Source organism: Agrobacterium sp. NPDC090283 (genome assembly GCF_044769685.1).
Taxonomy (GTDB): domain Bacteria; phylum Pseudomonadota; class Alphaproteobacteria; order Rhizobiales; family Rhizobiaceae; genus Agrobacterium.
In genome coordinates this window covers 76190-99952 of record NZ_JBIVYG010000014.1, presented here as the reverse complement: position 1 = coordinate 99952, position 23763 = coordinate 76190, and the positions used below count along the sequence as shown (strand labels likewise).

Genomic DNA, 23763 nt, shown 5'->3' with positions numbered 1-23763 from the left:
GACCGTCTTTTTACCAAAGTTGGGGCCGGAACAAGATTTGCAGAAATCGGCGACGTTTGCCTCAACATAGCTTGCCTGCCCTAGCTCAGCTACCGCTTAAGGCCTAGTCTTCGCGAGCAGTCATCGCTCCACACTTCGTGGCGGACGCAGTGATGCATCTACTACCGGAGACAGCGGCTCCCATCCTGCCTAATCGTTAAATCTCGTGCCATTGCCCCTTGACCTCAACTTCAATTGAGGTTGTAGGGATTTCAAGGCGGTCTTAACCCATTTGAATGGAGAGCGTCTTGGTCCGGTTTTTCCGTTATTCAAAACCCAAATACTCCTGCCGAATACGCCTCATTGGAGCCATTGTTTTGCAGCTGGTCGGCACAGGATTGCTGGCTTTCATCTTTTGCCTGCTGGATTTGCTTACAGCGAAGCCAACAATAATTCTCGGCCAGTTTGCCCCGTGCCTGGTGGGGTCTGTTGCTGGCTTTCTTTTTGTGGCTTTTCGTCGTCCGGCCACCGACGGCCACCTTATCCTCGTCGCGACATCGTTCCTGGCATTTGGCACTTTTTATTGGCTGGTGTCCTATTCATTGCCTGACCTTTTAGTGGCAAGACTAATATGCGGATTTGGACTGGGTGTGCTTGTCGCAAAAACTTTCCAACGCCGGTTTCTTGAAAATCCAGTGGTACCCCGCATTCATTAGGATGGGTATCCGAGAGAAGCAAATTGGCCCACTAACCAATTGGACAGTACGAATTGCCAGTACAGTTATGCCCGAAATTGGGCGCAAGCGGCTCAGCGCCGGCTAAAGCAGACGCCGAGCGATTGCACTCACTAGTGACAAGCCTGTTTCCGGATGCCAGAGCCGCCCAAAAATCGCTGACAGACCATGATCGGCGGACTACCGTCATCCGCCGATATCTAGCGGAGCGCTATGGTTGTCGCCACGTATTAGCTTCTGTTTCTTCCGACCTTGTACCATCAGGCCACAACCCAACAGAAAATAGAAAACGGCAAGGCCCAAAAATCTCCAAGAAATCTGCCCAGAAGCAACAAATGCCTCAACCAATAGAGACGACGCTATAATCCAGGCGGCTGATCCCACCAGATCAGTCACTATGCGTACAGCCCATGAACAAAAGAAGTTTCCCTTCCGGCCAAGTGGCTCAACGTCTGGCAGGACAAAGCAACTGTGAAACTGCATCGCTGCCCAAATTCTGGCGTCGACTATGTGCGTGTTTTTCAGAAGTTGCACAGTCCACTTTATTGCAATCAAGAAGAGGACGGGGACAAACGCCCAACCGAGCAGGATTCGACCAAACTCGGGCACATCTATATAACTCGCCATAAAACTCATTTTCATCGTCTCCATTAAGCAGAACTTCTTCCTATGAATGTCCAACTGGACGCCGGCGACGTGCCAGAATTCTCGAATATCTACCCGCGACGGCAGCCGGCCATGCCTTCATTGAGGTCGATACATGTGCCGACGAAGTGCCGCTTTCCTGTTCCAGCAGCGTTTGGATCCAATGGTCGTATCACAACGGCAAGGCCGCGGGCACAACGACGCTGCTTCAGGACGCAATCCGCGCCATTCGATGGCCGGAACGCCCAACGAACGTCTTCTTCTGGGGTGGATGTGAACACAAAGTATTCAGCGCAATCCACCGCCACCTGGCGAAGGATGCCGGGCTTCCGCGTGACCGCTTCGTGCTCTATTCGCACTGGCACTGGACCCTCAGCGAAGAAGACATCATCGCTAAGGGGGCCGATGCCTATCTACCTCAGTAAAAATAATGAGTTTTCGCCTTGAAGGGATCTGAACGGACGAGACTGTTATTTAAGAAATTCTCTCAGCACGAGATCCGTAAGCTAACCAAGAATTTGGCATGACAAAATGCCGCCTTTATTTTCGTCACGCAAGCTCTCAGCTTGAAGGCGACAAGGCTGCACCTACGCGACACCGCAAGACTTGCAATCGGTATCTATCAGGTCGACCAACCACTTGTTTACGGCCGGTGGCAGGTCAGAATGAAGCGTCTGTAGACGAAGGTGCGCAGCCGGTTGCGCAGGTTGGCATTTTTCCGCTGTGCTTTCGCTATCGGGTGATGGGAATGGAGTTCTATCTTCTCAAAGCCCGCAGCGATCAGCAGCGGCGTCAGCATCTGGGGCCGCAGCCCCTGGCCGAATGGAAGCGCCTTCATGATCGCAGCATGGCGACTGCCCAGAGCGCCGTCATAATTCCTGTCAGCACCCATCACATGATCAATAAGCGAAATCAGCAGGCTCGCAAGGCGTCCGGTCGGTTTCGGCGTCGCCCAGTCGCCATCGAAAAACAGAAGCCGGCCGCCCGGACGAAGAAGCCTGAACCATTCGGAGAACGTCTGTTCGGGCTGCGTTAAAGTCCAGACCAGATGCCTGCAGACGATCGCGTCATAGGATGCATCGGGCTCCATGGTGTTTTCGGCATCCGCCATGATGAAGCGCAGCCGCGGTTTGCCGGCGTGTTTGGCGCGCGCCACCGCCAGCATCGCCTCTGAAAAGTCGAGTGCCGTAACATCGTGGCCGAGATCGTGGATCAGGCGCGTCACCTCGCCGGTGCCACAGGCAAGCTCAAGAACCCGTTTCGGCCCCGGACCGATCAGCTCCCTTATTGGTTTCTGCCAAGCCTCGGCTTCCAGACCGGCGGCGATCCTGTGTCCGAATGCCAGATCGAAAGTCGCCGATCTCTTGGACCAATAATCCCGGATTTCCTCCTTGAGATCGAAATTGCCGCCATCCATTGTGTCGTCCTTCGTCTGTTCCCCGTATAAGCGCCGACGAAATGATTCAATCCGGCGCGTCGAATACGGTGTTTAGCGTTGCAACCGTCACGGCAATCGCGATTCCGGGCCAGATCATCAGGCTTGGATGATCGAAGATGAAAACGCGATATTCGAACAGCATGGAGCCCCAGTCCGGTTTCGAGGGGTCTGCGCCAAGCCCGATGAAGGCCAGCGAGGCGTAGGCGGTGACGGCAAAACCAGCCTGATTGCCGGTATGGGTCGCCATCAGTGGCAGGATATTCGGCAGAAGATGACGCAGAACCATCCGCAAGGGCCGAACGCCCAGTGCCTGGGCCGCGTGGATAAAAGGTTGTTCAAGCACGCGACGGCTGAGTGAATGGGCAAGTAGAGCCGTCGGACCGATGCCGGCAAGACCAAGAGCCACCCCGGCCGTGATGGGCGTCAGGCCAAAAATCGCGGCCGCCGTCAGGGCGATGATGAGCGTCGGAACGGTGATGAAGAATTCGCAACAGCGCAACACCGCCCTTTCCTGCCAGCCGCCCAGCACCGCAGCGCCGGCGCCGAGCAAGGTGCCACCGGTAAAGGCGATGGTGCCGACCGACAGAACCACAAGCGCGGTGCGCCATCCGCCCGCCATGAGGCGCGAAAGAAGATCGCGTCCGAGATGATCGGTTCCCAGCAGATGCTGCGCCGTCACACCGGAATGGCGGGCTAGGATATCCACGGCATCAGGATCATAGGGCTGCCAAAGGGTGCTGAGGAGCAGAAAAAGGGCCAGGATGGCGAGCGCGAAATACCGGAGCATCAGACGAGCCGTGGATCCAGAAGGCGCTGAAACAGCTGCACGATCAGATTCATGAAGAGCAGCCAAAGCGCGATGACCATCACATAGGCCTGCAGCACCATCTGGTCTCGTACCGCGATGCTTTGCACAAGGAACTGGCTGATGCCGGGAAGATTGAAGAGGATTTCCATGGTGGCCGTTGAGCCGATAACCCACCCCGCCTCCGAGCGCACCGCCGAAAGCAGGGCATAAAACGCACCGCGATGCGCGTGGCGCCAGAGCGCCTGCCGATGCGAAAGTCCTTTGGCGAGAGCTGTGCGAAAATACGGCTGTCGCGTGGTTTCGATCATGTCACGGCGGTAGATACGTGCAAAGACGGCAGCCGAATGGGAGGCGATGAGAAGGACGGGCAATATGATTGCTGTGATGTCGGTTCCGAAGGGTCGAATCCAGCGCAGCTGGACGCCGAGAACCCAGAGCAGGACAAGCCCCAGCCAGAAACCGGGCACAGCCTGCACGAAGACCGAAAATGCGCGGCTGGCACGATCGGCAATACCACCCGGCCGCGCCGCAGCGCTGAAGCCGAGTGGTACGGCGACGGCAATGGCGAGGAGAAGGCCGGAAATACCGAGCATGAGCGAGAGAGGCAGACGCTCGATAAATTCCGCAAAGACGGATTCGCCGGTGCGGAAGGATCGGCCCCAGTCACCGGCAACGAAATCCGAAAGCCAGTGCAGATAACGCAGGATGAGCGGGCGATCGAGGCCCCACCCTTCCCGCAGCGCCGCAACGGTTTCGCTCGTGGCCGTCAGGTTCCACACCCGAATGGCAATCTGCACCGGATCGGCGGGCATCCATGCGATGAGCGTGAAGGATGCGAATGAAAGCGCAACCATTCCCAACACGGAATATATGCCGAACCGGAGCAATTGCATCTGACCTTACCGCGCTTCGCCTATATCGCCGCGCAGGACATAATAGTCGGAACCCCACGGCTCGTAGTTCTGCAGCCGCGTCGAAAGTCCGACATACCAGACGGGTGAGACCAGGAAGGATGCGGGAACATCCGCAAACAGCTTCGTCTGTGCATCAAGCGCGATCGTGGCGCGTTCGCCGGCGTCGCCCGCCGTCGCGAAACGGTCGAGAATGGCATCGAAGTCAGGCGAGGCGTATTTCGCATAGTTGAGCGAGGCGCCGCTGCGCAGCATCGAATTGAGGAAAAAGGCCGGGTCTCCGTTCGGTGCGGTATGCTGCGCCCATAGGGCGATGTCGAATTCGCCGGCCGCAGCCACGTCCTGAATATTTTCCACGACCTTCGTGTCGAGTTCGATGCCTAGTCTGGCAAGCTGCGCCTTCACCACCGGCAGCATGGTGACGAGGTCCGGGCGCTGCGGATAGGTAATGGCGAGAAGGCGAAGCGGCGTGCCGTCCTTCTCACGCTTCCCTGCCCCGTTTTTCGTCCAGCCGGCTTCGTCGAGAAGCGCTTCGGCCTTCGCAAGATCGGTCTGTCGCTGCTCTTTCCCGGCAAAGGGGAAATAAGCGGCATAAGCGCCGGTCGCGGGTTCACCGCCATTGATTGCGGCCGCCAGTTCCCTGCGGTCGAAGCCGAGATCGAGCGCCTGGCGCACTTTGATATCAGCGGTAACCGGCCTCGTTGTGTTCAGGAAAGAGAGATATTGATAACCGACAGGGAAAGACTTGATCGTCAGATCCGGATTGGTTTTCAGACGGCTTACGACTTCCGAAGGTAATCCGAAAGCAAGATCCAGCTCGCCGGCTTCCAGCGCCAGTGTCATGCTTTGCGCATCGCCGAACCTGCGGAAATCAACCGGAGAACGTTCATCCGCATCGGCAAAATGGGTGTTCGGCGTGAGCGTCAGTGATGTATCCGCCTTGAAATCCGCAATCTGATACGGCCCGGTGAACAGCGCCTTCCCGTCAGTGGCGGGCTTGTAGGCGATCAGCGGCCATTCCGCGAAAAGTGCCTGAAGAAAAGCCACCGGCTTTTCCGTGGTAATAATCAGTGTCAGGTCGTCGGCCGCCTTGAAATCCAGCTTTCCACCCGTTGCCAGCGCCGCCTTGTTGGTCGCAAATGTATGATCGAAACCGGCGGCAAGCGCGGCCGCCGTCACAGGGGAACCATCGGAGAAGGCGCGGCCCGGTTTCAGCGTCACTTTCCAGCTGAGATCGCCGGTGCGCTCCGCTTTTTCGGCAAGACCGGGCACAAGTCGCCCTTCCCGATCGACGGTGAAGAGGTTTTCACCCACGCCATGGCTGACAAGCGCCCAGCCGTTCGATCCCTTTGCCGGGTCGAGACCGCTCGTGATGTATGTGGCGCCAACGCGCAATGGTTCGGTGGCGAGAGCACTGGCGCCCACACCCGTTATCAAGGCCGCAAGCCCGGCCGCGGCCAGACGTGAAAAGCTCTTTGCCGACATTCTGTTTCCTCTCATGCTATTCGGACAGATTGCGAAGCCGCTGTTTGCGGCCGGTCGGGTGGTAGGCGAAATCGTCAACGATGCTGCCACCCAGCAGATGTTCGGCAACGATACGGTCGACTGCCTCTTCCGTGACGCCGCCATAATAGGTGCCCTCGGGAAAGACCTGCAGGACGGGCGCAAGGTTGCAGGGGCCAAGACAGGTGGACTTGGCGGTCATGGTGCCCTCACCCGTAATCCGAAGCTTCTGCCGCTCCTGCTGGTTGCGCAGATGGCCCCAGATCACATCCGCACCCGCCGAATTGCATGGACCACCCTGGCAGACGAGCACGCGGCGCTTCTGTGCAGGCACCAGAGAGCCCTCGCCGGCGGACCGGAGCGACGCCGGAAGATCAAGTGGCTGCGCCGTTTCGGCAAGATCTTCAAGCAGGCGTGCCATCAGGCTGCTCGCTGTGGGGCTTGCTGCGACGGAAAGGGATGGCCACAGCCTGACGTCGCCTGCCCGCCATCGTTTCAGTGTCTTCGTCATCCAGTTGTGAAAACTGGGCTCCAGCGGCAGCATCAGTGGAATGATCAGGATATGGCCGACATCCTCATCGATCAGCTCGAACAGCGCTTCGCGGAGTGACGGCGTTCCCTGCTCCGTGAAAGCGATGCGAACGGTTCTTGCGCCGCAAAGCCCTTCGGCCTGCATTGCCAGATGCCGCATGTCCTGATGAGGCGCGGCGGCAAAGGCTGACTTCGCGACAAGCAGAACGGCGTCCGGTGTGGAAGGCTCGCGATTGGTTGGGTGGCTACTGTCTGTCACATTGCCTCATTCACGAGGCAGCGTCGAAAATGACAGGGTCTCCGGCGAAAGACCGGAAACAGCCATCATTCCCATGGCACCCCCCGACCACGGAATTACATGATGTCAGGCAGGTCTCCTGGCTTGCGGGTCGAGGCCGTCTCACCCGTCTTCCCGGCATCGCTGCCAGTGACATCGTGGGCGATCGGCTCACCGCTTACAGTTGCGGGACAGCTCCGGGTTTTCACCGGATTCCCTCTTAGCTCCCACCGGGTGGCGGAAGAACCATGACGGATGGACCCTACACTGCCGCCGGTCGCTGTCAACCGCCTGCACCAGTGTTGAGAACTCTACAGTGAAGCCTTTCGTTATGTTATAAAGTAACATTAACCTATTCATGACGAACTGGTCAATAGGTCAGTCTGTTTATTACCAATGAAGGAAGCAGCTTGAAGCTGGATCTTGACATCACAAAGCGGCGCGGCAGACAAAAGGGGTCGCTGGCTTTGGAATATTTGCGACAGCCCGCTCGATTTCAGGCTCCAGAACCCTCCACAAGATGATGGCCCTGCTGTTAGCTATTTGCCGATATTCCTCTGTAAAGCCAGTTCCAGGTCCTGTCGAAATATAGATCGACAGACTGCCTTGTATCGAACTCGGCGCTGCCCATCATCGCCGATGAGGTGGGCAATGCGACAAGACAGTGGATGAGGTGGCTGGCGATCAGGCTCACATCCCCGGCTGCAATCATGCCCGCATCCTGCGCTGTCTGCACGGCATCGACGAGCCGGTTCATGATCGGATCGGGCTGCGGCGGGATCGGTGCTTTCTTTTCGAACACGACAGCTTCACTGAAGGTGATGCGCTTCAGTGCAATGAGGTCCGGCTCCATGTTGATATGCAACAGTTCGCGCATCAGGGTCCGCAGGCGCTCAAGAGCGTTGCCCTGTGCCATCGGTAAGTCTCTCAGCCGCGCCACCGCTCGGGCATGAGCATGTTCCACCACGGCTTCGAACAGGGCGACTTTCGAGGAAAAGCGGCGATAGACAGTATCCTTGCCTGCCCCGCACTGCAACGCGACCTGCTCCATGGACGTGCCGGCAAAACCGCGCGTCGCAAAGAGTGTGGTCGCAGCGTCAATTATCCGTCCGGCTGCGGCGTTCTGTTCCGCCTTCAAGGGACGACCGACCCGCGCTGTGGCATTTATTCTTTCCGACACCAGATTTCCTCCGCACTTGCACGTGCCCGACCTGTTTGAAGATGTCGACCAGGATTGCCAACATAAAAGTTGACCAGCGCCTTCATATTAACTGGACAGGACGGTCCCGTTTGATTTATTCACTCTAGCAGATTTCCCAAGCTTCGACCATGGGGGCGAATAGTGAAGCAAGGTCTTTCCTTTAAAAACATTCTGACGGCCACAACCTTTCTGGTGGCAACCCATGCCCTGGCACAGGAGCAGGGCACGCAGTTGGAAACAATCGTCGTGCAGGGCAATGCCGGGGCGGCAGGAACATCCGCTGCGATTGTTGCCAAGTCCACTCGGTCGGCAACCAAGACCGGAACACCCGTAGCCGAAACGCCGCAATCCGTTACGGTGATAACGCGCAAGCAGATCGACGACCAGAATCCGCAAACGGTCAGCGAGGCGCTGCGTTACACGGCCGGTGTATTATCCGACCGGGACTCGAACTCACGTTACGATTCCGTATTTCTGCGCGGCTTCGGCGCATTTGGCCCGGCGACCAATTATGTGAACTATCTCGACGGTTTGAAACTTCAACGTGGTCAGGCCTTTGCAACACCCTCCATTGATCCGTTTTTCCTTGAGCGCATCGATGTCCTGAAGGGACCGGCAGCGCTTCTTTATGGCCAGGTAAGCCCCGGCGGCCTTGTCAATCAGGTCAGCCGCAAACCATCGAGCGTACAGTCGAACGAGGCAAGACTTGAAGTCGGGACCGATGGAAGGGTTCAGAGCGGTCTTTATTCCACCGGCCCCATCGCCACGGATGGAACATGGCAATACGGTATCGGCATTGTTGGCCGCTCCTCCGGCACGCGCTATGACGATGTGGATGAAAAGCGTCTCGGCATTGCGCCATCCCTCAAGTGGCAGCCGGACGAGGATACCTCGCTTGTTGTTTCCGGCTATTATCAGCGCGATCCGGAAGGCGGCTATTTCAACTCGCTTTATCCGAAGTTTCTGGCGCCCGCAGGCTATGCCGGTTTCCTCAGTCGGGACCTCAATGTCGGGGATCCGAACTACGACGCGTTCAGGCGCACGCAATATGGTGCCGGTTACGAGTTCGAGCACAGGTTCGATGACCAGGTGACCATCCGCTCCAACTTCCGATATTCCGGCGTGGATACCGATATGCGTTCGCTCCAGATGAACGGGCCAATGTCTGCGACGGGTATTATTCCCCGCTGGGCTGTCCATTCCATCGAGGACGTCGAAGGCTTTTCCTTCGACAACCAGGCTGAATTCAAGTTCGAAACCGGTGCCATCGGCCATACGCTTCTTGCCGGCCTCGACATTCAGCACTCAAGCAGCAATTGGGAATATCTGCTGGGTGGCGCGACGCCGCTTGATGTGGCCAATCCCGTCTACGGCCGACCGGTCGGCCCGTTCATGACGGCAGTCGACAATGATCAGTCGCTTCGCCAGACAGGCATCTATCTCCAGGATCAGATCGAGATCGGCGGGCTGCGCGGCGTTTTCGGGGTGCGGCACGACTGGGCCCGTCAGGACACTGACAATCTCCTTGCCGGAACATCGTTGAAACGATCCGACAGTGCCACCAGCTATCGCGCCGGCCTGCTTTACCTTTTCGATAACGGCATTGCGCCCTATGTCAGTTATTCCACCTCGTTCGAACCTTCCACCAGCGTGGGCGCCAATGGCAGTCCGTTCAAGCCGACGGAAGCGCAGCAATATGAAGTGGGCGTCAAATACCAGCCTACAGGGCTTGACGCCATCTTCACGCTCTCTGCCTTCGATATTCGCCAGCAGAATGTGGTCTATTACAACGCCTCATCAGGTTTCAACGAACAGCAGGGAGAAATCCACTCCCGCGGGCTGGAGTTCGAGGCGAGAGGAAACCTCACCAGCAATCTCGAGCTGATCGCCGCGGTTTCCCTGCTCGACACGGAAGTTTCCGAATCCGGCATCACATCGATCATAGGCAACCGCCCGCAGGCCGTGCCGCGTTATTACGGTTCTCTCTGGGCAAACTACACCGTCTCATCCGGTGCGCTGGAGGGCTTAAGCATCGGCGGCGGCGTGCGTTTCGTCGGCTCCAGCTATAGTAACGATACCAATACGGTGAAAGCCGATGGCTATACCCTGATTGACGCCGCACTTCGTTATGATTTTGGAGCAACGAACCCGAAACTCAAGGGGCTGCAGGCGACACTGAACGTCACCAACCTGCTCGACAAGGACTATTACTCCTCCTGCAGTTCCGAGTATTATTGCCAGTACGGCAACGGTCGGACGGTGCTCGCCAGCCTCAGATATAAATGGTGATGTCGCCGTGATCATAACGAGACGAGGCTTTTGCATCTCCTTTGCGGCAGCCGGCATCCTTTCCGGCATTCAGCCCGCCGGAGCCGAGCAGCCGGTTACCGTGAGGGATATGGCGGGTAGCGAGGTACATCTTCCCGCCCTGCCGAAAAGGATCGTTCTGCTGGAGGCGCATGACCTGCTGACGATGTCGCTCCTGCATCGCGATCCTGCGTCGCTGGTCGTGGGCTGGGCCGCCGTCGATCGGCTCGACAGCGGTGAATTGCAGACGATCCTGCTGAACGGCCATTCCGTCAGCACGGTCGGAACGCTGAGCCCGGACACGCTTTCCCTTGAAGGACTGATCGCCCTGTCTCCCGACCTGATCGTGACCACGGCCTTCATGACGCCGCAGGGGGATGAGAATTCCCTGCTGCAGAGGCTGCAGAAGATCGGCATTCCCGTGGTGTTCAGCGACGCCTCCTCAAACGCGGCCGATGAGGCGCGGGCAAGCGGCCCGGTTGATGCGATGAAAGCATCTATGCGCATGTGGGGAACACTTCTGGGCGCTTCAGACAAAGCCGAGGCCTACATCGCCTTTGTCGAACGGGAACTGGCGGGCATTGCAACGCGCATTTCAGGTGCGAAGCCCGTCACGACCTATCTGGAGGTCCAGTCGACGCTCGACGACTGCTGCTGGGCGGCGGGCAGAAAGAACTGGGGCGAATTGCTGACGCTGGCCGGTGGTCAGCCGCTTCCGGGCGTGGTCGCGCCGTGGTTTGAGAAGCTGTCGCTCGAATATCTTCTTGCCACACCGCATGAGGTCTACATCGCCTCCGGTGGCGGCTGGGCTTCGGGTGGCCGTCCACCCATCGGCCCCGGAATTGACGCCGAACTTGGCCGGGAGGGATTGCAGCGCCTGATCGAGGGCCGCCCGAGTTTCGAACACCTGCCGAGCGTTCGCTCAAAGCGGGTTTACGGGATATGGACGGGGTTGATTACCAACTTGCCGCTCAACGTGCTGTTTATCGCCCAGGCAGCCAGATGGCTGCATCCGGATCGATGTGCCGATATCGATCCAACCGCCATTCTCGACACCATCAATCGCGACTTCGCGGCATTTCCCATAAAGGGACCGCTGTGGGCGGCGATCTGAGACACGGAGCCACGCCCGATGCCATCGACCAGCAACAACCGATACCGCGCACATGCCTCGGTCCAGTTTGAAAAGATTAACGACTATATCGAACCGATTGTTGAATCGATTGCAACGCACGACATGACCGTTAAGACGGCAGATGGCATTCATCATATCCATTCGCCATTCGGCGACGCCACATTCGAGGCGACCGGAAACGGTTTTCGGTTGACGGCGGAAGCTCCCGATCCCGGCGGCCTGAACCGGCTGAAACATGCTCTGGTCGGGCCGATCGGTTTCATTGCCGCCCGTGAAAATCTCGATATTCAATGGGAAGGCGACCATGCGGATCCCGCCTTACCCGACGATCTGCGCATTTTGCGGGTGCTGACCATTGAGGACCTGTCGCCCCACTTTCGCAGGATCGTCTTCAAGGGGGAAAACCTCGAACGTTACGACCGGAAAGACCAGCTCCACTGTCGTCTCATTTTCCAGCCACGCGGCATCGCCACGCCACGCTGGCCGCTACTTGACCATCGCGGGCATGTCGTCTGGCAGGACAATATTGCGGTTCCGACGCGCGTCTATACGATCCGCTTCATCGACACGGCAATACAGACAATCACAATCGACTTCGCGCTCCATGCTCACCCCGGTCCCGCGACCATGTGGGCGATGAATGCACGGGCAGGCGATGTCGTCGGTATTCTGGGGCCGGCGGCGAACGGCCCGGGGCTGGCGGACTTCTACGTTCTCGCCGGCGACGAGACCGCATTGCCCGGCATTGCCAGAATTCTCGAATATCTGCCGGCGACGGCAACCGGCCATGCCTTCATCGAAATCGATACGCCCGCCGACGAACTGCCGCTCTGCTCTTCCAGCGGCATTTCGATCGAATGGTTGTATCGCAACGGCAAGGGTGCCGGCACAACGACGCTGCTTCAGGACGCAGTTGGCTCCATTCGATGGCCGGCATGCGGAGAGAGCGTCTTCTTCTGGGGTGGATGCGAACACAAAGCCTTCAGTGCCATTCATCGTTACCTGAAGAAGGAAGTGGGGCTTCCGCGTCACCGCTTCGTGCTCTATTCGCACTGGCACCGGTGTCTCAGCGAGGAAGACATCATTGCCAGGGGGGCCGATGCTTATCTACCTCAGTGAAAACAATGAGTTTTGTAATTGATAAGATTCTAACCGTCGACCCCATGGGAAAGAATCGATTTAGCTTATCGGCACAGACTCTGGCCATTCCTGCGCGCCATGCAGGACACGAAGAATTCGAACTGTCGTGTCGGTAACCGCATAAGCGGCTACGTAGGGCGTGCCGTTGATGACGAGTTCGCGTGTACCGGCAATTCTACCTACACGGCCGCTGGCGGGAAAATCGAGCAAGCGACGTGAGGCTGCGACTATCCGTTCGTCGACCAGAACGGCGGCCGCAGGATTATCTGCCTCAATGTATGTGAAGATGGCGTCGCGATCCGATAACGCGAACGCAGACCAAGTAAGTTTCACGATTTGAGCGCACCAGCTTTAAGACGGGCAGCCGCTCGACGTTCGGCAAAATGCGCCTCAACCTCGTCGTCGGATACGTCCAGGCGAGTATCGTTTAGCGCTTCGAGCACCTTGTTGCGAAACCAAGCGTCATGAGCCTCACTGCCTGAAAGGAGCTCAAGGGGGAGCGCCCCTTCGTTGGCAGTCCGTGTAAGCAATATACGGACCGCATCGGATACTGTAAGGCCCATGCTCTCAAGAACGGCAGAGGCACGATCCCGAACTTCGGCATCAATACGTGTTTGGACAAGTGCGTTTGCGGCCATGGCTATCTCCATATCTGACGAGATAGTAATGCAATTGAATGACAAATTCTACACAAAGTTTCAGGTTGTCGTTGTCCACCTCGTCTTTCTTAGTCTTGATAAAGGATACAAACCACCGACCCCGCCGTTCGGCAACCGCTTTTGCTCTTGAAAGGAATCGAACAGCCGTTCACCTAACGCATTTGCCTAGCAGCAATTTATTTATGCAATGACAGCGAGTATCGGGTGTGCCGGCGTTCACCCGTCCGCGTAAATGCACCGATCTCCACGAGTTGCTGAAGGTCGCGTGTTGCTGTCGCGCGGGATGTATCTGTGATCGAAATGTAGTTTTCGGCACTTAGCCCCCCCTTGAAGCCTGCCGTGCCTTCCTTGAAGATGCGCGCGACTACCTTTTCCTGCCGCTCGTTCAACTGGCCACGAAAACGATCATAGAACTTTGCTTTCTGAATGAAGAAATCTATGCGCTCAAGCGTCGCCCGCTGAGCATCCAGGATCGTTTCTGAAAAGAAAATGACCCAGTCAGTGATATCCAGCGAGCGCTGGTGCCGCTCAAGCTCGGAGTAGTAGGCCTTCCGGCGCTTCTCGATTGTGAAGGCGAGTGAAATGAGACTTGGCTGCCCTATGTTTTGCGCCAGGGATTTCTCAGCGAGCGCGCGCCCAATTCGGCCGTTGCCATCCTCAAAGGGATGTATGCTTTCAAAGTAAAGATGGCCTACTGCGGCGCGCGTCAAAGCTTGAAGCGACGTTTGGCCATCTGGCCCGGATTGATTGAACCATGTGATGAAGGTCTCCATCTCAGCGGCAACCCGGCGAGACGGGGGAGCCTCGAAGTGGATGGTGGGCTTGTCCAATCGACCCGACACGATCTGCATGGCGTCTTCATGCTTGCGGTAAGCACCAACTGTTTCAATATATCGGTTTCCGGCCATCAGCATTGAATGCCAGTGGAACAGTCCCTCATGACGCAGCGGCTTATGCCAGCTTCGATAGACATCCGCCATCATCTCGGCGATCCCCCGCTCCTGGGGGCGGATCTGCCTGTCATCAGTGTTTAGCCCGAACTGCCGGCGGAGTGATGACTGGACACTCACGCGGTCCAGAAATTCCCCCTCAATCTCTGAGGTCTTGACCGCTTCGTCGCTCAGCAACTCAATACGAAGCTGGTTGCTGTCGTCCTCGTTGAAATGTCGAACAGCACCGATAACCTCGCCGGCGGACTGCAGGAATTTCTGCTCCAACGTTACCAGGCTTGCGGTGTCGTATCTGAAGTTTGGCCAATCCGTGTTTTGCCAGTTCCATTTCATGAGTTATAGCACCCCCCTCTATAACTCATAATTATTGCCAGAAATGAGCTATTGCAAGCCTGTCTATCGCTCGGCACCACAATCTGCAGCGTGCCGAAAGAAACGGAATGAGCATGATCAAACACGACCTTTCATCACGTCATTTTCAGCGAAAAATATCCCAGTTCTGCGAACTGCGTATCGCGCCGATCACATCCAGGCGGGTGCTGGAGAACATCCGGCCCTACCTGGTCAGCTTAATCATCTATCGGAAATCGCCCCCGTTTCTGAATGGCCATATCGACTGGACGATGATCAGTCAGGCCTGCGGGATCGAAGCCGAGTTCACGGCAGAACTGAAAAAGCAGCTCCGGCCAGGCCTGGATGCAATCATCCGCTGGCTCGGCGCACCACCAGTGGCCGAAGAACGACGACCGCCAAAACCGACAGTTAGCTCGGGCAAAATGGCGCCCGCCAGGAAGGCAGCTTCCGCACGCTCCGCCCGACAGCCACAACGCGCGGCGACCGACGACGCCTTTGTCGGGCCTGCGTCAACATCGCGCGGCCCTGCACCAAAACCGATAAGCCCTTTCCCAGAAGCACTATTTGAAGCGACAGAGGATCCGGCGAGCTTTCAGGACGCATTGGTCTACCATATGCGTCGGTTCGGCGACACATATTGGCAGCTGTACCGCGCCGTTGTTCATCTGGATGAGACATTCGATAACAAGACGCTGCTATCCTGGATGCAGGGGGAGCGCGTGCCCCGCTCCGTTGCCAGCTTTAATATCCTGCGCCGCATTGAGCGGCGCTATCGGTTGCAAGAAGGATATTTCAAGGACAAGCTGCCGCACCAGGCGCGCTCGCTTTATGGTCATGATCTCGGCGATATCAGCCCGGCTGAGCGGCGCAGGATTTCAGTGCATCTGCCAGATGACTTCAGTAGCCTGCCCTTTACCAAGCGCGAGGAGATTCTCGATTGGGTGCGCCGAATGATCATTTCCGGATCGACAGAGTATCGCCGATATCAGGCAGCGGCCAGCAAGCAACGTTATGCCATCCGCTTTCCCGGTGTCACTTATGGCGGCAGTGCACTGCCCTCTCGATCATTGGCCCCAATGGCTGGGGCTAAAACAAACCTCGCGGCAGATTTAGACGATCCAGATCTGCTGTCCGGCGTTGTCGATGCACCGCCGAGGCTTGCCATGGAAATGGCCGATCTCATCCGTTTCAAAACCTCGACGCTGACGGCGATTGGCTTTCAGCGCAATGGTGTCTGGGGTGAAGAAACAGCCTCCCAGAAGATTGAGCACCTCGGCTTGATGTTTGGTGCGCTGGCTGCCTCGCCAAACGGTATCGTGAAGGGTTTCGGTGTGCCAGTCAGCCAGTTGAGCTTCGGCCTTCTCGTCTTCCCCGGTGTTTGGGACTGGTATCTGCAGTGGCGGGAACAGCGACGTGGTTTCTATACCAAGTGGGAAGAAGACATGCTGATGGTCGCCCAGGCTCTTACTCGCGCGGACGTCGGCTGGATACGGCAGCACCCGGAGCTACTTCAGAACGTCAGACCGATTACAGGCTTGATTGAGCGGGAGGAAATAGAATTCGCGGCCCGTAACTGGCACGGTGCGTGCGACGCATTTCATCGGCATGCGGCCAACCGGTCGAAGGAAATTCAGCGTGTCATGCGCGTCCATCGCGATCCATTCGAGCCGATCATGTGCGTCCTTGAGGCAGAGAGTCCATTGGCCGAATATCGTAAGATCACCGATGAGATTCTTGAACGCATGCCGGATGAAAACAGATATCCCCGACCGGCTGCCGAAGCCGTCAGATCATTCCTGCTCCTTCGGCTTGGCCTGCACCTTGGGCTCAGACAAAAGAACCTTCGCCAGTTACGCGTCTGCCCGCGCGGACATTATCCGACCTCAGAACGCCGACTTGAAGACATGAAGTGCGGAGAGTTGCGCTGGAGCGATCGCGATCATGGGTGGGAGGTCCTTATCCCATCGGTCGCTTTCAAGAACTCTGGCTCCTCCTTCTTCGGACAGAAGCCATTCCGGTTGATTTTGCCCGACCTTCTCGATCTCTACAAATACCTCGACGCTTATATCGACAGGCATCGTGGAGTTCTGCTCGGCGGCGCGAAAGATCCCCAAACGCTATTCGTCAAGACGGTGAAGACCACCAGCATCGACGCAGCTTACAACTCGACCACATTCTACGAGGCTTGGCGGACCGTAATTCAACGCTATGGCATTTATAATCCCTATACCGGGCGAGGTGCGATCAAGGGCCTGCTGCCGCATGGACCGCATAACCTGCGGGACATTCTTGCGACGCATATTCTGAAGCAGACCGGATCCTACGAGCAGGCAAGCTATGCCATTCAAGATACGCCCGATGTCGTGCAGCAGCACTACGGTCGCTTCCTACCGCAAGACAAGGCGGCCCTAGCTGCCAAAATCCTCAACCAGGTTTGGGAAGCTGCGTAAGATCGAATGAGATACTCGGCTCGGATTGTGATGACAGTCTCCGTCCGAGCCAACCTCTTCGTTTTCGCCTTGATGGGATATGAACCGATATTACAGCCTACCCAATCTTAAAAGGTGCAGAGAAATCAAACGTTTAGAAAAATTGGGCCGCCGCACAGCTCAATCAACATGCCACTACGCTGTGATGGCCTTGATAGGCGAAGTCTCCCTCCGCATGTATTGCGGATATTTTGTTGAGCTGCCTGTGGAAAGGGTTCAGCACATCAGTCTCAATGGCTATTGTGTCAGAACCGCAGTAGACAGCCTTGATCTGAAATTGTTGCGGCTACAGACTTCCACTATGCCAGCGGGATTACCCGATGTCTCAAGACTCTGACAGATCGACCACGTTGGTGTCATGACGCGGAACTCAGATACGATCACCTTTTAAATTTGGTCCTCTCATCCTTAGGATACGAGAGCTATGTCACTTAGCTCTTTCTCAGCGACAGGCGCTCGGACTTTCGGCAAAGCAGTCAGGAAAACCGCTCTCGATAGGTGGGTCGGCTCGCTATGCGACCTCTCAGATTGAAGCTATTCCGGCGACCGTCGGGTCGCCGGACCCTTTCTGAACGTCAGATTAGCCGTGAGGCAGAAACACGCCGCGGAATCGCATTTTGCCGGAAGATAGCCGGTCATATGCTTCGGTGGCCTGATCGAGCGAAAAGGTCTCGACGATCGGTTTGACCTTCCCCTTGGCGGCGAGATCGAGGATTTCCGCCAGGTAGTGCTGTCCACCATGCGTGGAGCCGACAACACGTTGGCGCATCATGTGGAACGGCCTGCCGTCGGACGGGATCGAGAACGGCTTGCTGAAGTCGAGCCCGCAAAGGACGATGCGCCCGTCAGGTCTTACCCCCGCCATCGCCTTTTCGGCGGTGTCAAAATCGTTGGTCGTGACCAGAAGAATGTCTGCGCCGCCGGCCTCAAGCAGCTCCTTGCCATCGGCGACGACGCGGTCAGCCCCAAGATCGGTGGCCAGCTTGTGCTTGTCCGGCGAATGCGTGATCGCGATGGTCTCAAATCCCAACGCTTTGGAGAACTGCACGGCGACGTGGCCCAGCCCGCCGATGCCCAGCACCGCGACCCGGTCACCGGGCTTGGGCTCCGCATCGCGCAGGCCGCTCCAGGTGGTATAGCCCGCGCACATCATAGGCGCGGCATCCGTGTAGTCGAGTCCGTCGGGCAACAGAACAGTGCCTTCGGCAGAGATCGCGATGTACTCTGCGTGGCCGCCCTGCGTCGCGAAACCGGTCGTTCTGGGTGAATCGCAGTACATAGCCGTCTGGCCGGTCAACGGGCGGTTCTGGCGGCAGTACGAGCATCGGCCGCAAGAGGACTGCACCCAGGTAGTGCCAACCCGGTCTCCCACCTTGCGTGTATGAACGCCCGGACCAACCTCGACGATCTCGCCGACCACCTCGTAACCGGGGGTCTGCGGATAGATATCGCCACCGGCGCCCTGAGTCGCCCAGACGTCTGTATAGCACATGCCAGAGGCGTGAATTTTCACAAGGACAAGCCCCGGCTCCGCCTTCGGAACGGGAACCTCTTGAACCTCCCAAAGCTTGTTCGCCCCGGTCATAACAACAGCTTTCATCTTCATCAATTTTTCCTCTCTTCGGCGGGCCGCTGGTGGGGTTGGCGGTTTGGGGGCCTCACAGCGACCAGGAGGTAGCGTGGACACCGAGATGCTGCGCCCTGCGCTGATTTTATGACTCGTTGACTATCTAAACAATCTGATCAATTCTTGATGTCATGATGAAAGCAATTCACCAATCTAAGGGCAACGATCTGGCGGCCTTCGCCGCATTCCTGGCGGTCGCGACCCATCGCAATTTTCGGAGTGCCGCTCAGGAGCTCAACATGACGCCCTCGGCGATCAGCCATTCGATCAAGGTTCTCGAAGAGCGGTTGAACGTCCGCCTGTTCAACCGAACGACTCGCAGCGTCTCGCTGACAGAGGCAGGAGAGCGCTTTGCCGCAAAACTCAGGCCGGCAATGGCCTCAATGGAAGAAGCCGTTCAGGATCTGGAGGGAAATGGTCCCGTCCCCAGTGGCACGGTGCGGATCAATGCCAGCGAAGGGGCTATTCGGCTGGTATTGCGGCCGGTGCTCGCACGCTTCCTGCGCGAGTATCCCCAGGTCCATCTCGACATAGTCAGCGATGGCAGGCTCAGCGATATCGTTGCCGATGGTTTCGACGCCGGCATTCGATTGGCGGAGGCCGTACCAAAAGACATGGTGGCCATCCCGGTGATGGGAGAGGTACGCTTTGCGGCTATTGCGTCCCCCGAGTACTTCGAGCGCCGCGGATATCCAGCCGTACCACAGGATCTAAATAGCCACGATTGCATCCGCTTCCGGTTTGAAAGTGGCGCGATCTATCGTTGGGAATTTGAACGCCTGGGCGTTGTGGAGAAAATCAATGTTTCCGGGTCTCTCACATTGAGTGACCAACCGCTGATGGTGGAGGCCGCAATCGATGGGATAGGCATCGCTTTCGTGCCCGACCATCTTGCGAAAGATGCACTGGAAGACGGCCGCCTCAAGCGAGTTCTGGAAGAATGGTGTCCAGCGTTTCCGGGACTGTGTCTTTATTACTCGGGGCGTCGCCACGTATCATCCGGCCTGAGAGCGTTAATCAAAGTACTTTCTGAAAGTCGTTCCGAAAACTGAGGACTAGGTTTTGTTGACAAGGGCAGTTGCCAGAGCGATCCTTTTGGTTTGGGGAGGCACGGCGACAGTTGGGATTTACGATCTCAGACAATACGTCCTGAAGCTCTTGATGAAAGTCGAACCTTCGGCCCATCAATTTGTCATGAATTGAGGGGCAAGGGATCGGTGCCTTCGCCTAGAATTGCAAGGGATCGTCGATAGCTGAACACGCGGCCGCGCTTGCGGCCAGTAACCTCATCAACGCTGCCCAATCGCTCCAGGTCGGCGAGTGCGGCGTTGACCGTTGGTGCGGACAAACCCGTTACCTGAACAATCCGGCTCGCCGTGTGAAAAGGATTCTGCTGGAAAAGCTCGTGAATGCGAAGGGCCGACCCTGCTCTATCACTCTCCATGGTGATCCGCTCGCGATCTTCCTTGAAAAGATCGACGATCTGTGTCGCTGCCTCAAAGGCTTGATTGGCAGTGTCGGCGACGCCCGTCAGGAAAAAATCCAGCCAAGCTTCCCAGTTTCCATGCTCACGGACCTCTTGTAATAACCGATAGTATTCTCTCCGATGGGCCTTCAGATAAAGGCTGAGGTAGAGCAGCGGCTTTCGCAAAACCCCGTTCATGCAAAGATATAGGGTTACAAGCAGGCGGCCATTACGACCATTGCCATCGAGGAACGGATGGATCGTTTCAAACTGCACGTGCGGCAGGCCAGCTTTGATTAGCGCCGGTAATCGCGATTGGTCGTCATGCATGAAGCGCTCGAACGCATCCAGGCAACCAGCCATTTCAGTGACGGGTGGCGGTACAAAGAGTGCGTTACCGGGGCGCGTCCCACCAATCCAATTTTACAAGCGGCGGAACCAGGATCCTTGGTGCCTCCCCGCCCACTGTGCAGGAGCCTGGCGTGCATCTCACGGATCAGACGCAACGACATGGGCAACGTTTCCAGCCGCTGTAGAGCATACATCATGGCGTCAACATAGCTGGAGACTTCACGGATATCATCAACCGGCTGCCCGGCTTGAGCTTCGCCCCTTATTTAAGCAAGGCGCATTTCATTTAATTAAGCAACAGACATAGATAAGTGCGCTTAATTAACGCGGCGATGACCTGAACTCCTGAGCTTTGGTCCAGGCGGCACAGGCACCTGATACGATGATTTGGCGCCATTAAAGTGACAGCCTGATACATCCTTTGTTAAAGCTCGTACGATTCCGGACTGCTCTTGTCTGAACCCGTCTAACCACGGGTTACTACTTATAATTGATCTCGTTTAAATTGTATGTCACCGTTATTTGGCCGGTCGGACATTCGACCGTATCCGCAAGCATTTTTCATCTTTAGGAGGAAAGAATGAATTCGTTTTGGGTCGAATTTACCGATGGTACAACGATTGGAAAGATTGATGCTGGACTGAAAGCCGTACCCGCCATCGATCCAGAGTTGCAGGACGACACATGGTTTTTCAACGCGGAGTGGGGAACGTCCCAAAAGGACATCAACAACCTTAAGGGGAGAATTGAGACGAAATCCGGGCGGAACAGCGTATTGAATATTGGACTCCAGGCAGACGACAAAATCCGCCAGAAGTAGCCCCAACTCCGAGTGCACCAAAACCGAACGAGCTGCATTAGTTGTTTTTATCACGAGGTTTCCCCGGACCTAGGTGAAGACCGATCTCGATCCGAAACGCTTCACCGCACAGTACAGGCGCTCCTCCAAAATACGAGCTCCTGACAGGATTATTGCGATGGCCAGCGTTCGTTGGAGCAGGCCATCAAGCGGCTGGCGAAGTCGATGAAACAGGCTGCCTGAGAAGCCAGAGATCAGAAGCCGCAGCGTCGATCAAGTTCTTGGAGGGCAGCCTGAACCTCATCGATGGAAACCGCCTCCGGTGTTCCGGGAATATGGCGGAACAACGGATTCGAATCGAACACGTAGAAATCCGAGGCCCATGCCGCCAGGATGGTCCGCTTGTCGTGTGCGGTGAGAGCAGTCGCTTTTACAACATCGATCGGCCGCTCAATCTGCATGCCCTGAAGCAGGATCGCCGGCCCCATCGCCGCGGCATCGCTCACGGCCTGCTGTAACATCTCGTGCATGTCGGCCTTTCTATCGAACGTGTGGATCTTTGTCCCCGCCGAAGGTGCGATGCCGCGATGGCATCATTCTCCGGCGCCAGCAGATCATGCTTTTCAGCGAAGGCGGCGAATAGGCCGCGCGCGGTCTCCGCTTCGATCTCGCCGCGCAGTGCCGCACTACAGGCTTTCAGCGCCATCGAGTGTGCCGTGTCACGCAATGATGCTGGCCATTCAGCAAGATGCCGGTAGGCATCCATGACGCTCCTGACCACAGCCGGGAAGCCAAGGCCGACAAGGATGGTAACTGGTTGTCTGAACATATCGGGTTTCATTGTGTCTCTCCTTCCCAACCCGTGATGTTAACGGGCGCCGCTGCGCGCGACGCCCCTTCTCCGAAGTTTCGGTCAGGCGGCCTTTTGCGCTTCGATCTGCACCGGGGCGGTCGACTGCACGAGGGCCGGCTGGGTCTGGATGTCGATCTTCCGCGGCTTCAAGGCCTCGGGGATCTCACGAACGAGATTGATCGACAGAAGACCATTGTTCAAATCGGCACCATTCACCCTGACATGGTCGGCAAGCTCGAACCGGTGTTCGAACGGACGGCCGGCAATGCCGCGATGCAGATAACCTTCGGATGCCGTCTCCTGCTTCTTGCCCGTGACCGTCAGCAGATTGGACTGGAAGGTGATGTCGAGATCATCCTGGGCAAAACCTGCGACCGCGATCGAAATCCGGTAGCTATCATCACCGATCTTGACGATGTCATAGGGCGGCCAGTCGCTGATCGAACGGGCGCGCTGAGCGTTTTCGAGAAGATTGAACACCCGGTCGAAGCCGACGCTCGAGCGGAAAAGAGGTGCGTAGTCGTAGGATGTTGCCATAGCCATATCCTCCTTGAAGCAACATGGGTACGGAAGCGCCGAAAGGCGGCGCTCCCAGCAAGGCCAGCCCTTTATCAGCGGTTGGCGGCAATCGATTTGGTTTTTGAGAATTTAGGATTCAAGAGCACCAGCCGAAAAAATTTAAGACCTCGCCGACGCGCTGAAACCCTTTGCTCGGTTGAGGTCATAAACAGCGGCATTGTCCTGGATCTCGCGCAACCCTTTGTAAGATACGTGTCGCAAATTGCCGTCGTCGGTCCAGCCGCGGAATTCAATTTCCGCGATCAAGGTCGGCTGCGCGTAAGCGTAGTTCTTGCCTTTAAGCGGCACGGCTGGTGTCCGTGTCTTCAGTGTGTCGAGCGTCTTCTTCAGGTAGGCTGCATCCTTTTCCTTGAAGCCCGTGCCGACGGCGCCGACATAGACCCAATCGTGGTCCCGGCGAGTTGCCAGCAGGAGGCTGCCAATCCCACCGTGGGCAACCGCCGACTGCTCGTAGCCGAGGATCCTGAAACTCTTGCTCTGCACGCACGTGATCTTCAGCCAGTCGCCGGTCCGACCAGAGCGGTAGGGGCTATCTCGATGTTTGGCGATGACGCCCCCCATGCCGATCGAGTAGGCCTTGGCCAATAGCTCAGCGCCGTCTCCCTTTATCTCTTCGGACAACTGGATCGCACCGACGGCGCCCTCCAGCAAGTCTGTCAAGAGACGACGGCGAACTGACAGTTCGGTCCGGGTCAAATCGTGACCGTCCAAATAGAGAAGGTCAAAGGCGAAGAGAACGGACTCCGTCGAAACCCGCTTGCCCCCTCTTCTGCCGAGCCAGCGCTGCAGCCCTCCAAAGTCCGGGCGGCCTTCCTCATTCAGTACCACCGCCTCGCCATCAATGAATGCCCGCCGTCCTGGATGAACGGATCGGCCGATTTTCCGTGCAATTCACTTTGGGTAAACAGTCGATCTGCATTCATGTTTTCACCTGCCTTCTCAATTGTTCCGGATCTTCTTCATGAGCCACTTGTCCCGATCGTCGTTGCTTATTATTGACAGGGTCTTCGCGGCGTCCCGGTACCGAT

Annotated in this window: 21 protein-coding genes, 4 pseudogenes and 1 riboswitch; of the genes and pseudogenes, 9 read left to right on the top strand and 16 right to left on the bottom strand. The window is 57.0% G+C overall.

The window, feature by feature from the left end:
- Positions 1–287 precede the first annotated feature (287 nt).
- Positions 288–695, top strand: coding sequence for a hypothetical protein (locus tag ACIQUH_RS19410; RefSeq protein ID WP_400817914.1), 408 nt, complete (start codon positions 288–290; stop codon positions 693–695).
- Positions 696–899: 204 nt separating this feature from the next.
- Here the strand turns inward: ACIQUH_RS19410 and ACIQUH_RS19405 are convergent, their stop codons facing one another.
- Positions 900–1364 (bottom strand): hypothetical protein, encoded by a 465-nt coding sequence (locus tag ACIQUH_RS19405; protein ID WP_400817912.1) that lies wholly within the window; start codon positions 1362–1364, stop codon positions 900–902.
- A 53-nt stretch (positions 1365–1417) separates the two neighbouring features.
- Between ACIQUH_RS19405 and ACIQUH_RS19400 the strand changes: the two genes are divergently transcribed.
- Positions 1418–1783: a siderophore-interacting protein gene (locus ACIQUH_RS19400; RefSeq protein ID WP_400818050.1), complete on the top strand. Its 366-nt coding sequence runs from the start codon at positions 1418–1420 to the stop codon at positions 1781–1783.
- A 218-nt stretch (positions 1784–2001) separates the two neighbouring features.
- On the opposite strand, the gene ACIQUH_RS19395 is transcribed toward ACIQUH_RS19400, so the two are convergent.
- The 6 genes from ACIQUH_RS19395 to ACIQUH_RS19370 form a co-directional block, all read right to left on the bottom strand.
- Entirely contained in the window at positions 2002–2775 is a 774-nt protein-coding gene (locus ACIQUH_RS19395; protein WP_400817910.1) for a class I SAM-dependent methyltransferase, read from the bottom strand.
- A 46-nt stretch (positions 2776–2821) separates the two neighbouring features.
- Positions 2822–3583: an ABC transporter permease gene (locus ACIQUH_RS19390; RefSeq protein ID WP_400817906.1), complete on the bottom strand. Its 762-nt coding sequence runs from the start codon at positions 3581–3583 to the stop codon at positions 2822–2824.
- Positions 3583–4497, bottom strand: coding sequence for an ABC transporter permease (locus tag ACIQUH_RS19385; protein WP_400817904.1), 915 nt, complete (start codon positions 4495–4497; stop codon positions 3583–3585). Before ACIQUH_RS19385 ends, ACIQUH_RS19390 begins: the two co-directional genes overlap by 1 nt.
- Before the next feature lie 6 nt (positions 4498–4503).
- Positions 4504–6000 carry an ABC transporter substrate-binding protein gene (locus ACIQUH_RS19380; protein WP_400817902.1) on the bottom strand — a complete coding sequence of 499 codons (1497 nt, stop codon included), beginning with the start codon at positions 5998–6000 and terminating at the stop codon, positions 4504–4506.
- Positions 6001–6016: 16 nt separating this feature from the next.
- The gene (locus tag ACIQUH_RS19375) at positions 6017–6808 is read right to left on the bottom strand and encodes a (2Fe-2S) ferredoxin domain-containing protein (protein WP_400817900.1); all 792 of its coding nucleotides are present in this window, start codon (positions 6806–6808) and stop codon (positions 6017–6019) included.
- A 90-nt stretch (positions 6809–6898) separates the two neighbouring features.
- Positions 6899–7092: riboswitch (cobalamin riboswitch) on the bottom strand.
- A gap of 269 nt (positions 7093–7361) precedes the next feature.
- Positions 7362–8006, bottom strand: coding sequence for a TetR/AcrR family transcriptional regulator (locus ACIQUH_RS19370; RefSeq protein WP_400817898.1), 645 nt, complete (start codon positions 8004–8006; stop codon positions 7362–7364).
- Positions 8007–8168: 162 nt separating this feature from the next.
- Between ACIQUH_RS19370 and ACIQUH_RS19365 the strand changes: the two genes are divergently transcribed.
- Genes ACIQUH_RS19365 through ACIQUH_RS19355 form a run of 3 tightly spaced genes read left to right on the top strand, consistent with a single transcriptional unit; the run spans position 8169 to position 12588 of the window.
- A complete protein-coding gene (locus ACIQUH_RS19365; RefSeq protein ID WP_400817897.1) occupies positions 8169–10316 on the top strand; it encodes a TonB-dependent siderophore receptor in 2148 nt (715 codons plus the stop codon).
- Positions 10317–10323: 7 nt separating this feature from the next.
- Positions 10324–11448 carry an ABC transporter substrate-binding protein gene (locus ACIQUH_RS19360; RefSeq protein WP_400817895.1) on the top strand — a complete coding sequence of 375 codons (1125 nt, stop codon included), beginning with the start codon at positions 10324–10326 and terminating at the stop codon, positions 11446–11448.
- Positions 11449–11466: 18 nt separating this feature from the next.
- On the top strand, positions 11467–12588 hold the full coding sequence (locus tag ACIQUH_RS19355) for a DUF2218 domain-containing protein (RefSeq protein WP_400817893.1): 1122 nt from the start codon (positions 11467–11469) through the stop codon (positions 12586–12588).
- 60 nt (positions 12589–12648) lie between these two features.
- Here ACIQUH_RS19355 and ACIQUH_RS19350 read toward each other — a convergent pair whose 3' ends face one another.
- The 3 genes from ACIQUH_RS19350 to ACIQUH_RS19340 form a co-directional block, all read right to left on the bottom strand.
- Entirely contained in the window at positions 12649–12942 is a 294-nt protein-coding gene (locus tag ACIQUH_RS19350; RefSeq protein WP_080854966.1) for a type II toxin-antitoxin system mRNA interferase toxin, RelE/StbE family, read from the bottom strand.
- Positions 12939–13247: a type II toxin-antitoxin system RelB/DinJ family antitoxin gene (locus tag ACIQUH_RS19345; RefSeq protein WP_400817890.1), complete on the bottom strand. Its 309-nt coding sequence runs from the start codon at positions 13245–13247 to the stop codon at positions 12939–12941. Before ACIQUH_RS19345 ends, ACIQUH_RS19350 begins: the two co-directional genes overlap by 4 nt.
- 197 nt (positions 13248–13444) lie before the next feature.
- Entirely contained in the window at positions 13445–14551 is a 1107-nt protein-coding gene (locus ACIQUH_RS19340) for a Fic family protein (RefSeq protein WP_400817888.1), read from the bottom strand.
- Positions 14552–14658: 107 nt separating this feature from the next.
- Between ACIQUH_RS19340 and ACIQUH_RS19335 the strand changes: the two genes are divergently transcribed.
- Positions 14659–17022, top strand: coding sequence for a hypothetical protein (locus tag ACIQUH_RS19335; protein ID WP_400817886.1), 2364 nt, complete (start codon positions 14659–14661; stop codon positions 17020–17022).
- A gap of 619 nt (positions 17023–17641) precedes the next feature.
- Here ACIQUH_RS19335 and ACIQUH_RS19330 read toward each other — a convergent pair.
- Positions 17642–18667 carry an alcohol dehydrogenase catalytic domain-containing protein gene (locus ACIQUH_RS19330; RefSeq protein ID WP_400817884.1) on the bottom strand — a complete coding sequence of 342 codons (1026 nt, stop codon included), beginning with the start codon at positions 18665–18667 and terminating at the stop codon, positions 17642–17644.
- Positions 18668–18819: 152 nt separating this feature from the next.
- Here ACIQUH_RS19330 and ACIQUH_RS19325 point away from each other — a divergent pair, with 152 nt between their 5' ends.
- Entirely contained in the window at positions 18820–19740 is a 921-nt protein-coding gene (locus ACIQUH_RS19325) for a LysR family transcriptional regulator (protein ID WP_400817882.1), read from the top strand.
- Between the two features lie 140 nt (positions 19741–19880).
- On the opposite strand, the pseudogene ACIQUH_RS19320 reads toward ACIQUH_RS19325, so the two are convergent.
- A pseudogene (locus ACIQUH_RS19320) lies at positions 19881–20761 on the bottom strand (Fic family protein); the annotation flags it as partial.
- Positions 20762–21084: 323 nt separating this feature from the next.
- Between ACIQUH_RS19320 and ACIQUH_RS19315 the strand changes: the two are divergent.
- Positions 21085–21324 (top strand): hypothetical protein, encoded by a 240-nt coding sequence (locus ACIQUH_RS19315; protein ID WP_400817880.1) that lies wholly within the window; start codon positions 21085–21087, stop codon positions 21322–21324.
- A gap of 73 nt (positions 21325–21397) precedes the next feature.
- Positions 21398–21546, top strand: a pseudogene (locus ACIQUH_RS19310) (ATP-dependent DNA ligase); the annotation flags it as partial.
- A gap of 11 nt (positions 21547–21557) precedes the next feature.
- Here the strand turns inward: ACIQUH_RS19310 and ACIQUH_RS19305 are convergent.
- The 4 genes and pseudogenes from ACIQUH_RS19305 to ligD form a co-directional block, all read right to left on the bottom strand.
- On the bottom strand, positions 21558–21833 hold the full coding sequence (locus tag ACIQUH_RS19305) for a hypothetical protein (protein WP_400817878.1): 276 nt from the start codon (positions 21831–21833) through the stop codon (positions 21558–21560).
- A 10-nt stretch (positions 21834–21843) separates the two neighbouring features.
- Positions 21844–22144 (bottom strand): annotated as a pseudogene (locus ACIQUH_RS19300) (DUF982 domain-containing protein).
- Between the two features lie 72 nt (positions 22145–22216).
- Positions 22217–22693, bottom strand: coding sequence for an Hsp20 family protein (locus ACIQUH_RS19295; protein WP_137454906.1), 477 nt, complete (start codon positions 22691–22693; stop codon positions 22217–22219).
- Between the two features lie 141 nt (positions 22694–22834).
- A pseudogene (gene ligD, locus ACIQUH_RS19290) lies at positions 22835–23623 on the bottom strand (non-homologous end-joining DNA ligase); the annotation flags it as partial.
- Positions 23624–23763 lie beyond the last annotated feature (140 nt).